The following is a 14,047-nucleotide window of genomic DNA, read 5'->3' as shown; positions in this document are numbered from 1 at the left end:
TAAAAGTGCGGTGAAAAATAACCGCACTTTTTGTAAAAGGGTCAAAAATTTTCGGTATTGTAGAGTCTATGCTCAATTTCGCAAGAAAAAATGTGACGAACGTATCATTTTTTGAGTTTGGTTAAGGTTTTCAAAAAGTAACTTGGATATAATCCAAAGGAGTTAAATTTCATTTTTAAGGGGTCAATATGAGTGATATTGCGATCACGATTAGCCTTCTTGCCCTCGTCGCCGTAATCGGCTTATGGATCGGGCATTGGAAGATCCGCGGGGTTGGGCTTGGCATTGGTGGCGTGCTGTTTGGCGGCATTATTGTTGCCCATTTCACTAATCAATATGGCTTGAAACTGGATGCGCATACGCTGCATTTTGTGCAAGAATTTGGTTTAATTTTATTTGTTTATACTATTGGTATTCAGGTGGGGCCGGGCTTTTTTTCTTCTTTACGAAAATCTGGTTTAAAGCTAAATGCCTTTGCCATTTTGATTATTGTGCTGGGGTCAATTGCCGTGGTTCTTGTACATAAAATTGCGGATGTTCCACTGGATATTGCCTTAGGTATTTATTCTGGTGCTGTTACTAATACGCCAGCGTTGGGGGCAGGGCAGCAAATTTTAGCAGAATTAGGGGTGCCTCAAACCACTGTGACTATGGGGGTGTCTTATGCAATGGCTTATCCATTCGGGATTTGCGGTATTTTGCTTGCAATGTGGTTAATCCGCTTATTTTTTAAAGTCAAAGTGGACGATGAAGCGGCACGTTTTAATGCGGAGAGCAGTCAAGATAAAGAAAGTTTACATAATATTTCTTTAAAAGTGACGAACCAAAATTTAGATGGTCTGACGTTAATTCAAATTCCTGGATTTAGTGATGAAGAAGTCGTATGTTCACGTTTAAAACGCGATGATATGGAAATTGTTCCAAAGGCAAGTACTGAAATTCGTATCAACGATATTTTGCAATTAGTGGGCGATGATAATTCGCTTGCCAAAATGCGTTTAATTATCGGATACGAAGTTGATGCACCAACTGTTGCCTATAGTGGCGAAATTCGTTCTGAGCGTGTGGTGGTAACGAATGAAAAAGTATTAGGCAAAAAGATCCGTGCCTTAGGCATTCATCAAAAATATGGGGTTGTGATTTCACGTTTAAATCGTGCAGGGATTGAGTTAGTTCCAACGGGAAATACCACACTGCAATTTGGCGATGTGCTACATATGGTCGGACGCAGTGATGTACTAAATCAGGCTATTTCAGTCATTGGTAATGCACAACAAAAATTGCTTCAAGTGCAAATGTTACCTGTGTTTATCGGCATTGGTTTAGGAGTACTCGTTGGTTCGATTCCATTCTATATTCCAGGTTTCCCTGTTGCGTTAAAATTAGGGCTTGCTGGCGGGCCATTGGTGGTTGCGTTAATCTTAGCGAGAATTGGCACGATTGGTAAACTTTACTGGTTTATGCCGCCTAGTGCTAACTTGGCGTTACGCGAAATTGGGATTGTTCTTTTCTTGGCTGTGGTCGGTTTAAAATCAGGCGGAAGTTTCTTTGATACTTTAGTGAATGGTTCGGGACTTGAATGGATGGGATACGGTATTTTTATCACCTTTATTCCATTAATGATTACCGGTATTTTGGCTCGTCTATATGGCAAACTGAATTACCTTACAATCTGTGGTTTACTTGCAGGTTCAATGACGGATCCTCCCGCTTTAGCATTTGCTAATGAAATTAAAGAAGATAACGGTGCTGCAGCACTTTCTTATGCCACTGTGTATCCGTTAGTGATGTTCTTGCGAATAATGTCGCCACAGTTATTGGCAGTGTTATTATGGGCAGCATAGTAAAAATAATTTCAATTTAGACATAAAAAGCGCGGTTAATTTCGCGCTTATTTTTTGCGTGGATTTTGCGCAAGAGGGTATTCAATGATAGAATTCCGCACTTTTATTGCTAAGTGAGAACAAAATGGCGTTAGTTGAATTTTTGATGGAAACCTTAGATGGGTTAAAGGGAACAGATATTGTACATTTTGATGTACGTGGAAAATCATCGATTACGGATAATATGATTATTTGCACGGGTACATCGAGCCGCCAAGTTTCTGCAATGGCAGATAATTTAATTACAGAATGTAAAAAAGCAGGTTTTGAAACTTTTGGTGAAGAGGGTAAAAATACTGCAGATTGGATTGTAGTGGATCTTGGTCAAGCTATCGTACATATCATGCAACGTGACGCCCGTGAAATGTATCAATTAGAGAAACTTTGGGCGTAAATATTAGTAAAGTGCGGTGAAAAATAACCGCACTTTTTAGATAAGGATGACTTGTGAAAATCACGTTAATTGCTGTTGGAACAAAAATGCCTTCTTGGGTTACAACGGGTTTTGAGGAATATCAACGCCGTTTCCCAAAAGATATGCCTTTTGAACTGATTGAAATCCCAGCAGGTAAGCGTGGAAAAAATGCTGATATTAAACGCATTTTAGAGCAAGAAGGTAAGGCGATGTTAGCTGCCTGTGGAAAAGGCAAAGTTGTGACGTTAGATATTCCTGGTAAACCTTGGACGACACCGCAGCTAGCCGAGCAATTAGAAGCGTGGAAAAATGATGGTTGCGATGTTTGTTTGTTGATTGGTGGGCCTGAGGGGCTTTCGCCAGAATGTAAAGCCGCTGCAGAGCAAAGTTGGTCGCTTTCGCCATTGACATTACCTCACCCACTTGTTCGTGTTGTAGTGGCTGAAAGTTTGTATCGCGCGTGGTCGCTCACTACTAATCATCCTTATCATCGAGAATAATACATCCTTATTTTTAGCCAGATGAATTTAAAAAAATTTTTCAATACGCCAACTCATGAGCCGTTCCGCGATAAAAAAGCGGAGCGTAACCTTTTTGCACGCCGAACGTTAGTGGCTTTTTTGGGGATTTTGCTACTAACAGGTGTTTTATTCACCAATATTTATCAGCTACAGATTGTTAATTTCGATACTTACCGAACGCGTTCTAATGGTAACCGAATTAAATTATTACCTTTACCGCCAACGCGTGGCTTAATCTATGATCGTTACGGTAAATTATTAGCCGAAAATCTTACTTTTTTTGGTTTATACATTGTGCCGGAAAAAACTGAAAATTTAGACCGCACTTTAGATGAATTACGCTACATTGTGGGATTGACGGATAACGATATTGAACATTTTAAAAAAGAACGTCTCCGCGGAACGCGTTATACACCGATTTTATTAAAGCCGAATTTAACAGAAGAACAAATTTCACGCTTTGCGGTAAATGGCTACCAATACCCGAGTTTAGAGGTACGTCCTTATTTCAAACGCCATTATTTATATGGCGAAACAATGGCGCATATTTTGGGCTATGTAGGTAAAATGAATGATAAAGATGTAGAACGTTTGAAACGAGAGGATAAATTTGCGAATTATGCGGGGACGAACGATATTGGAAAATTGGGTATTGAACGTTATTACGAGGATATACTGCAAGGTACCACGGGTTTTGAAGAAGTAGAAATTAATAATCGCGGCAAAGTAATCCGTACTTTGCGTAGCCGACCTGCTGTGGCGGGAAAAAGTATTCATTTAACTATTGATTTAGCATTACAGCGTTATATTACTGAACTTTTATCGGGACTAAAAGGTGCTGTAGTTGTGCTTGATCCGAAAGATAGTAGTGTATTAGCGATGGTATCTACACCAAGTTATGACAATAATTTATTTGTTGATGGTATTTCCTCCGAAGATTATAAACGTTTATTAAATGATCCTGCTCGTCCGCTTTATAGTCGTGCGACACAAGGTGCGTATCCGCCCGCTTCAACAGTCAAACCTTTTATTGCAGTAGCCGCACAAACTGAAAATGTGATTACACCAAACACAACGATTTTTGATCCGGGATATTGGGTATTACCTAACTCCACAAAACGTTTTCGTGATTGGAAAAAAACAGGCCACGGAGATACGGATTTGAATAAAGCGATTACTGAATCCTCTGATACTTATTTTTATCAAGTGGCTTATAATATGGGTATTGATCGTCTTTCTAATTGGATGAAGGATTTTGGTTTTGGTATGCCAACGGGGATTGAAATTCAAGAAGAAACGGCTGCCAATATGCCAACTCGAGAATGGAAACAAAAACGCTATAAACGCCCTTGGGTACAAGGCGATACGATTTCGGTTGGGATTGGTCAAGGTTATTGGACGGCAACACCACTACAAGTAGCAAAAGCAACGACGATATTGGTCAATAATGGCAAAGTAAATACGCCGCATTTGATGAAAGCAATTGAGGGGGCAGTTCTAGAGCCTTATGAAGATCCGTTAATTTATCCTGATATTAGTACACCTAAAGTGACGGCTTGGGAGGCAGCGAAACGCGGTATGTACAATGTTGTTAATGCTGCAAATGGAACTGGGCGAAAAGCCTTTGCAGATGCCAATTATCGTGTTGCAGGAAAATCTGGTACTGCTCAAGTGTTTAGTTTAAAAGAAAATGAAAAATACAATGCGGTGGGATTGAAAAAAGAATTGCATGATCACGCATGGTTTACCGCATATGCGCCTTATGAAAACCCTAGATTGGTTGTGACAGTGATTTTAGAAAATGCAGGTGGTGGTTCAAGTAATGCCGCACCGTTAGCGCGTAAAGTGATGGATTACTATTTAAATCAGCGTTTACCACAAGTTGAAAAATATAATGTACCTATTCAGCAAAAAAAAGATTTGTCACAAGAGAGCGAACAAATAAATGGAAGATAAAATCCCTTTTTGGTTGCGTGTTTGGCAACGTTTGCATATTGATTTTTGGCTGTTTATCGGACTTCTTGCAATAACGGCTTATGGTATGCTGGTGTTATATAGTGCATCAGGTGCCAGTGAAATGATGTTTAATAACCGAATTATTCAGGTTTTACTTGGATTTATTGTTATGTTGTTAATGGCTCAATTTCCACCAAGATTTTACCAACGCATCGCACCTTATCTTTATTTAATTGGTTTTGTGTTGTTGATCTTAGTAGATGCTATTGGCACGACAAGTAAAGGTGCGCAGCGTTGGCTTGATCTGGGATTTATTCGTTTTCAACCCTCTGAAATTGTAAAACTTGCTGTGCCATTAATGGTGGCGGTGTATTTAGGTAATCGTCCGCTTCCACCTAAATTAAGTGAAACATTTATAGCGATTGCAATGATTCTACTGCCAACATTGCTTGTGGCGATTCAGCCTGATTTAGGCACAGCAATTTTGGTCAGTGCGTCAGGTTTATTTGTCGTGTTTTTAGCAGGAATGAGCTGGTGGCTTATTTTAGCTGCAGTGATTGGCTTAGCTGGATTTATTCCGATCATGTGGTTATATCTAATGCACGATTATCAACGCACTCGCGTTCTCACATTATTGGACCCAGAAAAAGATCCTCTCGGTGCTGGCTATCATATTTTACAATCAAAGATTGCGATTGGTTCTGGTGGATTAAGCGGAAAAGGCTGGATGCAGGGGACTCAATCACAATTAGAATTTTTGCCCGAACCTCATACAGATTTTATTTTTGCGGTAATGGGTGAAGAGCACGGAATGATTGGTTTTTTGATTTTAATGGCGATTTACTTGTTTATTATTGTGCGAGGTTTAATGATTGCCGTAAATGCTCAAACTTCTTTTGGGCGTATTCTTGCTGGTGCAACAACATTAATTTTCTTTGTTTATGTATTTGTGAATATTGGAATGGTAAGCGGAATTTTGCCTGTTGTGGGTGTGCCATTACCTTTATTTAGTTATGGTGGTACCTCTTATGTTGCGATTATGGCAAGTTTTGGTTTACTGATGTCTATTCATACGCATAAAAGTCAATTTATGAAAAGGAGCTAATTTCATTTTTTTCTTTCTTAAAGAAAGAATAAATGAAAAGCGTTAGTATTTTATGAAATTAAAAACTGGGTTAAATTTGACCGCACTTTTGCTATTTATGATAAGCGTAGCTTTTCCTGCGCAGGCTGATACGCAAAAAATGTATGGTATTCGAGGGGATAATCTTTCTATCGCAACTCAAATGCCTGCACCAAGGACTTATTCAGTAAAAGGGCAAACTTATACCACTAAAAGTGGGAATGAAGCCAAATCTTATATTAAAGAAGGTTTAGCAAGTTATTATCATCTTAAATTTGATGGGCGAAAAACAGCAAGTGGCGATGTTTATAACTCAAAACAATTTACTGCAGCACATAAAACATTGCCAATAAATTCTTATGCTTTAGTGACAAATTTACATAACAATCGTAAAGTTATCGTACGTATTAATGATCGTGGGCCTTTTAGTGATAAACGTTTAATTGATCTTTCACACGCTGCGGCAAAAGAAATTGGCTTAATTTCCCGCGGCATAGGGCAGGTAAGAATTGAGGCGTTGCACGTTGCTAAAAATGGGAATTTATCAGGTGCAGCCACAAAAACACTGGCTAAACAAGCAAAAACTCAGGAAGCTGCCGATCGTTTAGTATTAAAATCTAACACGCTTTTTGATAACGCATCTAAGTCAATAAATGCTCTAAAAGGAACCGAATTTTACTGTTTGAAAATGCTTGAATTAACCTCTCATAGCCAAGCAAATAAATTAATTACGCAGCTTGCGTTAGCGAATATTCAGACTGAAGTAAATCGCTCAGGAAATAAATATGAAATTTATATTGGGCCTTTTGATGACAAAACAAAAATGGCACAAGTGAGAACTAAATTACAAAAAATGGCAAATAATAAGCCATTAATTGTTTATACGTATAAAAATTAATTGTAGGAACACACTATGTTGAAAAGAACAACAAAAATCGCATTTTTATCAAGTTTTGTGGCACTTAGTGCTTTTTCGGTATCTGCAGAGGATATGCAGTTTGGCGTAACTCCACCACAAATTACGGCTCAAACGTATGTATTGATGGATTATAATTCAGGTGCAATTTTGACCGCACTTAATCCAGATCAACGTCAATATCCAGCATCACTGACTAAAATGATGACAAGTTATGTAGTTGGTGTCGCATTAAAACAAGGCAAAATCCATAATACCGATATGGTTACCATTGGTGAAAGTGCGTGGGGGCGTAATTTCCCTGATTCATCAAAAATGTTTTTAGATTTAAATACACAAGTATCTGTAGCAGATTTAAATCGAGGTGTGATTGTTGTTTCTGGTAATGATGCGACTGTTGCATTAGCTGAACATATTTCTGGCAATGTACCGAACTTTGTAGAAACAATGAATAAATATGTTCAACAATTTGGTTTGAAAAATACAAATTTCACCACGCCCCATGGTTTAGACGATCCAAATCAATATTCTTCCGCGCGTGATATGGCAATTATTGGTGCGCATATTATTCGTGATTTACCTGAAGAATATAAAATTTACTCCGAAAAAGACTTTACATTTAATAAAATCAAACAAGCTAACCGTAATGGACTATTATGGGATAAAACTATCAATGTTGATGGAATGAAGACAGGGCATACTAGCCAAGCAGGATATAACTTAGTCGCTTCAGCGACTACATCAAACAATATGCGTTTAATTTCTGTAGTAATGGGTGTGCCAACTTACAAAGGTCGTGAAGTAGAAAGTAAGAAACTTTTACAATGGGGTTTTGCTAATTTCGAAACATTTAAAACTTTAGAGGCTGGTAAAGAAATTTCAGAACAAAGGGTTTATTATGGCGATAAAAATTCAGTAAAACTTGGTGCTTTAATGGATCACTTTATTACGATACCTAAAGGTAAACAAAGTGAGGTTAAAGCTCGTTATGAATTAGCAGATAAAAATTTACAAGCACCATTAGCAAAAGGTCAAGTGATTGGTAAAGTGGTTTATCAACTGGATGGTAAGGATATTGCAAGTGCCAATTTACAAGTGATGAATGATGTGGGAGAAGCGGGTATTTTTGGTAAACTATGGGATTGGTTAGTATTGACTGTGAAAGGGTTATTCTCATAAAAACAAGTTGAAAATTGACCGCACTTTTTGATTTATTTTATTTTTAGGAAAGAAAATGACAATAGAAAACGATTATGCAAAACTCAAGGAATTAATGGAATTTCCAGCAAAAATGACTTTTAAAGTTGCGGGAATTAATCGAGAAGGGTTAGCACAAGATCTTATACAAGTGGTGCAAAAATATATTAAAGGCGATTATATTCCAAAAGAAAAGCGCAGTAGTAAAGGCACTTATAATTCAGTTTCAATTGATATTATTGCTGAAAACTTTGATCAGGTAGAAACACTCTATAAAGAACTGGCTAAAGTTGAAGGCGTGAAAATGGTTATTTAGTATGAACAATTCCCTTATCGTTCGTCAGTTAGGATTGCAAGATTATCAAGAAATTTGGCACAAAATGCAGGATTTTACTGATACTCGAAATGCTGAAACGCAAGACGAAATTTGGTTAGTACAACATTATCCTGTTTTTACCCAAGGGCAAGCAGGTAAACCAGAGCATCTTTTACAACGTAGTGAAATCCCTGTGGTGCAATCGGATCGTGGTGGGCAAATTACCTATCACGCACCCGGTCAGCAAGTGATGTATGTGCTTATTGACATTAAACGCCATAAAAACTTAAATGTGCGTCAATTAGTTACCGCACTTGAACAAACGGTGGTTAAAACTTTGGCTGAATATGGCATTGAAAGCTATCCAAAGCCTGATGCGCCAGGTGTTTATGTGGATGGAAAAAAGATTTGTTCTCTTGGATTACGTATTCGTCGTGGTTGCTCTTTTCACGGGTTGGCATTGAATATTAATATGGATCTTAATCCTTTCCATTATATTAATCCTTGTGGGTATGCAGGGCTTGAAATGTGTCAGTTAGCGGATTTTGTTAATCAAGATGAAGCTGATTGCGATAATGTTTCAGCAAAATTAATTAAACACTTCGCCGATCTTTTAGGCTATAATATAACAACTTTATAACATTTTATAAAAACTAAATGCCCAATTTGGGCATTTTTATTTAGGAAAATACTATGTCTACGCCTTTCAAAATGGAACGCGGTGTAAAATATCGCGATGCGGCAAAAACCTCAATTATTCCCGTAAAAAATATCGATCCTAATCAAGAGTTATTAAAAAAACCAGAATGGATGAAAATTAAACTTCCAGCAAGTTCAGCTAAAATTGAAAGCATTAAAAATGGAATGCGCCGTCACGGATTACATTCTGTTTGTGAGGAAGCGTCTTGTCCAAATTTACACGAATGTTTTAATCATGGCACAGCCACTTTTATGATTTTAGGTGCAATTTGTACGCGCCGTTGCCCATTCTGTGATGTGGCTCACGGTAAACCATTACCGCCTGATCCTGAAGAGCCACAAAAATTGGCAGAAACGATTCAAGATATGAAACTTAAATATGTGGTAATCACATCGGTGGATCGTGATGACTTGCCTGATCGTGGTGCTGGTCATTTTTCTGAATGTGTAAAAGCTGTGCGCGAGCTTAATCCTAACATTAAGATTGAAATTTTAGTGCCTGATTTTCGTGGTCGCATTACACAGGCTTTAGAGAAATTAAAAGATAATCCGCCAGATGTCTTTAACCATAATTTAGAAAACGTACCGCGCTTATATAAAGAAATTCGTCCAGGTGCGGATTACGAATGGTCACTTAAATTATTGCGTGAATTCAAAGAAATATTCCCAAATATCCCAACCAAATCTGGTTTAATGGTTGGGTTAGGCGAAACCAACGAGGAAATTTTGCAAGTGATGCAAGATTTACGTGATAACGGTGTGACTATGCTCACGTTGGGTCAATATCTTCAACCTAGCCGCCATCATTTGCCTGTTGCCCGTTATGTGCCGCCAACTGAATTTGATGAATTCCGTGATAAAGCCAATGAAATGGGCTTTGAACATGCGGCTTGTGGGCCATTTGTTCGTTCTTCTTATCACGCTGATTTACAAGCCAGTGGCGGATTAGTGAAATAATTTAAAATTCTGCTAAATTAAACCGCACTTTTTGCTTGCAACAAAAGTGCGGTTTATTTTTACAACTCAGAATAACCGCCAATATTGCCTATAAATTATTCAATGTATAATGCAGTGTTAAGATAATATTAGATTATAAAGTTGGGAAAAATATGAGCTTATCTTGTATCGTAATTTGCTCATCGCTTATAATAGCTCTATACTACTAACTTGGTAGTGATGTTATGTTTTCTTCTTTTTTGGAGAGTCGATGCAATTTGAGCGAATTTCTACTGAACAAAAAAAACTTTCCCTCATTCAGACATTTTTACATCAAAATGCGCTTAAATTAGATGAACAAATCGAGTATTTTGTTGTTGGCTATAATGATAACGAACAAATCGTTGTCTGTGGCGGTTTAGCAGGCAATATCATAAAATGTGTTGCGATTGATGAGTCTTTGCGTGGTAGCGGTGTTGCCTTGCAATTAATTACTGAATTGGTTGATTTAGCTTACACGCTAAAACGCCCACACCTTTTTATTTATACAAAACCCGAATATGCAACGTTGTTCAAATCTTGTGGTTTTTATATCATCTCTGATGCCAATCCTTATGTAGTATTGTTAGAAAATAGTGCTACGCGTTTACAAAAACAATGCTCATTATGGGAGAAAATGCGTGTGGATGGTAATCGAATTGGCTCGATTGTAATGAACGCGAATCCATTTACCTTAGGTCATCGTTATTTAATTGAGCAAGCATTACAACAATGTGATCATCTGCATTTATTTATTGTCGGTGAAGACGCATCGCAATTTTCTTACACTGAACGATTTGAAATGATTCAACAAGGTATTTTCGATTTATCCAATATCACTCTTCATTCTGGCTCTGACTATATTATTTCTCGTGCAACATTTCCAAATTATTTCCTAAAAGATCAATTAATTACAGATGAAAGTTATTTTGAGATTGATCTGAAGTTATTCCGTTTACATATTGCTCAAGCTTTGGGAATAACACATCGCTTTGTTGGTACTGAGCTAAATTGTCCCATCACTGCCGAATATAATCGCCAAATGCATTATTGGTTAATGGATGCCGAAATGAATGCACCAAAAATAAATGTTATCGAGATACCTAGAAAAACAGCAAGCAACCACATTATTTCTGCTTCTACAGTACGAAAGCATTTGGCTGAAAAAAATTGGGCTCAACTCGCAGAGTTTGTGCCTATGACTACGTTAAATTATTTACAAAAGTGCGGTCGTTTTTAAATACATTTTTATTCATCAATATACGGAAGGAAAATCTATGAAAATAACAAAAGTAGCCGTTGCAGGGACACTGGAATCCAGTGATGTTCAAGTACGGGTTCAACCTTTTGATTCACTCGATATTGAAATCAATAGCTCAGTAGCAAAACAATTTGGTGAACAAATTGAAGCGACAGTTCGTGAAGTATTAGCAAAACTAGGCATTACAGCAGCACAAGTCATTGTAGAAGACAAAGGGGCGTTAGATTGCGTGTTACAAGCTCGAGTAAAAGCTGCTGCAATGCGTGCAACTGATGAAACGATTAACTGGGAGGCTGTGCTATGAAATTAAGAAGAAGTATGTTATTTGTGCCGGGCTCAAATGCCGCCATGTTGAGTAATAGCTTTATTTATAAACCAGATTCCATTATGTTTGACTTAGAAGATGCGGTTGCGCTCAAAGAAAAAGATTCTGCTCGTTTATTAGTCGCTCATGCACTTCAACATCCGCTTTATAAAGAAATTGAGACCGTAGTTCGTGTTAATCCGCTAGATTCTGAATTTGGTTTATTGGATTTGAATTCGGTAGTGCGTGCGGGTGTGGATGTGGTACGTATGCCAAAAACTGAAAGCGCGCAAGATGTGTTGGATATGGATCACGCCATTACTGAGATTGAGAAAGCCTGCGGTCGAGAAGCAGGTTCGACTAAAATGCTAGCAGCCATCGAATCGCCATTAGGTATCACTCAAGCCAACCAAATCGCTTTCGCTTCTAAACGTTTAATTGGTATCGCATTGGGTGCAGAGGATTACGTACGTAACTTAAAAACCGAGCGTTCACCAGAGGGGATTGAACTGCTTTTTGCTCGTTGTTCTATTTTACAAGCGGCACGTGCGGCTGGCATTCAGGCTTTTGATACCGTATATTCTAACGCGAACAATGAAGAAGGCTTCTTAAAAGAGGCTGCGTTAATTAAACAGCTTGGTTTTGACGGTAAATCCTTAATCAACCCACGCCAAATTGAATTGTTACACAACTTATTTGCACTGACACAAAAAGACGTGGAGCAGGCAAAACGCATTATTGAAGCGGCAGCAGAAGCTGAACGACAAGGGGCTGGTGTTGTTTCGTTAAACGGTAAAATGATTGACGCACCGATTATTGATCGCGCAAAACTTGTATTAGAACGTGCGAAATCAGGTATTCGTGAAGAGTAAAGGGAGATAAAAAGATGACAACAAGAGAACAACGTATTGAAAAATATCACGCTGATCGCTCAGTCTATCAGGCGGTGCCTAAATCTGAATCCCTTTCTCGTACAGCGAAAGATCGCAAACTTTGTACCTCTCTAGAAGAAGCGATTAAACGCTCTGGCTTAAAAGATGGTATGACTGTTTCATTTCATCATGCTTTTCGGGGCGGAGATTTTGTGGTGAATATGGTGATGAATAAAATTGCCGAAATGGGTTTCAAAAATCTGACCCTTGCATCTTCATCTTTAATTGATAGCCACTTCCCGATTGTCGAATATATCAAAAATGGCGTGGTCACCAAAATCTATTCTTCTGGTTTACGCGGTGAACTTGCAGAGCAAATCTCTCGTGGTTTATTGAATGAACCTGTAAATATTCATTCTCATGGTGGACGTGTTCACTTAGTAAAATCTGGCGAATTAAAAATTGACGTTGCTTTTTTAGGCGTGCCTTGCTGTGACACATTCGGTAATGCCAATGGATTTACTGGAAAAAGTAAATGCGGCTCTCTAGGCTATGCGCGTGTCGATGCTGAATATGCTGACAAAGTTGTGTTGCTCACAGAGGAATTTGTTGAATACCCGCACTACCCAATCAGCATAGCTCAAGATCAAGTAGATTTAATCGTGCAAGTTGAAGCAGTCGGTGACCCGAAAAAAATTGGTGGTGGTGCAACCCGAATGACTACCAATCCACGCGAATTACTCATTGCGCGTAAATGTGCAGAAGTAATTTTTGCCAGTGGTTATTTTAAAGATGGCTTCTCATTACAAACTGGTTCTGGGGGGGCAGCATTAGCTGTTACACGCTTTCTAGAAGAAAAAATGCGTCGTGAAAATATCACTGCAGATTTCGCACTTGGCGGAATTACTGCAAGTATGGTGGCATTACATGAGACTGGTCTTATTAAAAAATTATTAGATGTACAAAGCTTTGATTCTGTTGCAGCTGAATCACTTGCCCGTAACCCAAATCATATTGAAGTCTCCGCTAACCAATATGCGAATTACAGTTCCAAAGGCGCATCTGTTGAACGTTTAGATATGGTGATTCTTTCTGCTTTAGAAATCGACACTAAATTTAACGTGAATGTATTGACTGGCTCTGACGGTGTGATTCGCGGTGCATCTGGTGGTCATTGTGATACCGCAGCTTCTGCACAAGTAGCAATCATTGTGGCACCATTAGTTCGTGGTCGTATTCCAACCGTGGTGGAAAACGTGATTACCTGTGTAACACCTGGTGAAAACGTCGATATTCTCGTTACCGATCATGGTGTAGCAGTAAATCCTAAACGTCCAGATTTGATTGAAGCTTTAAGCAAAACAGACATTCCATTGTTTACTATTGAACAACTTTGTGAACGTGCTTACAGCATTACTGGTAAACCAAAAGAAATTGAGTTTACTAATAAACCTGTGGCTGTTGTTCGTTATCGTGATGGTTCGGTGATTGATACGGTGTATCAAGTTAAAGACTAGAATCAGCATTACAAGCGATCTACTTTCAATAGCCAAAATTAACTCTTGTCTTCCCATGATTATCAGGAAAGGAGCCCAAAGAGTTGAAAGGG

Annotated in this window: 14 protein-coding genes; all 14 read left to right on the top strand. The window is 38.4% G+C overall.

Translation table 11 applies throughout. The features are described from left to right. Positions 1-188 precede the first annotated feature (188 nt). Positions 189-1,844, top strand: coding sequence for a putative transporter (locus HMPREF2644_RS02560; RefSeq protein WP_011271789.1), 1,656 nt, complete (start codon positions 189-191; stop codon positions 1,842-1,844). A 124-nt stretch (positions 1,845-1,968) separates the two neighbouring features. Beyond that, positions 1,969-2,277: a ribosome silencing factor gene (gene rsfS, locus HMPREF2644_RS02555; RefSeq protein WP_005635481.1), complete on the top strand. Its 309-nt coding sequence runs from the start codon at positions 1,969-1,971 to the stop codon at positions 2,275-2,277. Positions 2,278-2,330: 53 nt separating this feature from the next. Continuing rightward, positions 2,331-2,798 carry a 23S rRNA (pseudouridine(1915)-N(3))-methyltransferase RlmH gene (gene rlmH / locus HMPREF2644_RS02550; protein ID WP_005657809.1) on the top strand — a complete coding sequence of 156 codons (468 nt, stop codon included), beginning with the start codon at positions 2,331-2,333 and terminating at the stop codon, positions 2,796-2,798. 21 nt (positions 2,799-2,819) lie between these two features. Next, on the top strand, positions 2,820-4,775 hold the full coding sequence (gene mrdA / locus HMPREF2644_RS02545) for a penicillin-binding protein 2 (protein WP_011271788.1): 1,956 nt from the start codon (positions 2,820-2,822) through the stop codon (positions 4,773-4,775). Beyond that, a complete protein-coding gene (gene rodA / locus HMPREF2644_RS02540) occupies positions 4,765-5,880 on the top strand; it encodes a rod shape-determining protein RodA (RefSeq protein WP_011271787.1) in 1,116 nt (371 codons plus the stop codon). Before mrdA ends, rodA begins: the two co-directional genes overlap by 11 nt. Before the next feature lie 52 nt (positions 5,881-5,932). Then, positions 5,933-6,796, top strand: coding sequence for a septal ring lytic transglycosylase RlpA family protein (locus HMPREF2644_RS02535; RefSeq protein WP_005689889.1), 864 nt, complete (start codon positions 5,933-5,935; stop codon positions 6,794-6,796). A 15-nt stretch (positions 6,797-6,811) separates the two neighbouring features. Beyond that, complete coding sequence (locus HMPREF2644_RS02530; RefSeq protein ID WP_011271786.1) at positions 6,812-7,993, top strand: D-alanyl-D-alanine carboxypeptidase family protein; 1,182 nt, start codon at positions 6,812-6,814, stop codon at positions 7,991-7,993. A 55-nt stretch (positions 7,994-8,048) separates the two neighbouring features. Continuing rightward, complete coding sequence (gene ybeD / locus HMPREF2644_RS02525; protein WP_005649857.1) at positions 8,049-8,327, top strand: DUF493 family protein YbeD; 279 nt, start codon at positions 8,049-8,051, stop codon at positions 8,325-8,327. A 1-nt stretch (position 8,328) separates the two neighbouring features. Beyond that, the gene (lipB, locus tag HMPREF2644_RS02520) at positions 8,329-8,967 is read left to right on the top strand and encodes a lipoyl(octanoyl) transferase LipB (RefSeq protein WP_005649858.1); all 639 of its coding nucleotides are present in this window, start codon (positions 8,329-8,331) and stop codon (positions 8,965-8,967) included. A 53-nt stretch (positions 8,968-9,020) separates the two neighbouring features. Further along, on the top strand, positions 9,021-9,983 hold the full coding sequence (gene lipA / locus HMPREF2644_RS02515; RefSeq protein ID WP_011271785.1) for a lipoyl synthase: 963 nt from the start codon (positions 9,021-9,023) through the stop codon (positions 9,981-9,983). Between the two features lie 250 nt (positions 9,984-10,233). Next, on the top strand, positions 10,234-11,241 hold the full coding sequence (citC, locus tag HMPREF2644_RS02510; RefSeq protein WP_011271784.1) for a [citrate (pro-3S)-lyase] ligase: 1,008 nt from the start codon (positions 10,234-10,236) through the stop codon (positions 11,239-11,241). A gap of 37 nt (positions 11,242-11,278) precedes the next feature. Beyond that, the gene (citD, locus tag HMPREF2644_RS02505) at positions 11,279-11,566 is read left to right on the top strand and encodes a citrate lyase acyl carrier protein (protein WP_005649866.1); all 288 of its coding nucleotides are present in this window, start codon (positions 11,279-11,281) and stop codon (positions 11,564-11,566) included. Continuing rightward, positions 11,563-12,438, top strand: a complete 876-nt coding sequence (gene citE / locus HMPREF2644_RS02500; protein ID WP_070828205.1) for a citrate (pro-3S)-lyase subunit beta — start codon at positions 11,563-11,565, stop codon at positions 12,436-12,438. The genes citD and citE overlap by 4 nt, the downstream gene beginning before the upstream one ends. Before the next feature lie 14 nt (positions 12,439-12,452). Then, positions 12,453-13,955: a citrate lyase subunit alpha gene (gene citF, locus HMPREF2644_RS02495; protein WP_014550625.1), complete on the top strand. Its 1,503-nt coding sequence runs from the start codon at positions 12,453-12,455 to the stop codon at positions 13,953-13,955. Positions 13,956-14,047: the final 92 nt, after the last annotated feature.

It is taken from the genome of Haemophilus sp. HMSC071C11 (assembly GCF_001837655.1).
GTDB classification, from domain to species: Bacteria; Pseudomonadota; Gammaproteobacteria; order Enterobacterales; family Pasteurellaceae; genus Haemophilus; species Haemophilus influenzae.
Note: the sequence above shows the minus strand (reverse complement) of the source record. Positions and strands in the feature narration are given on the sequence as shown.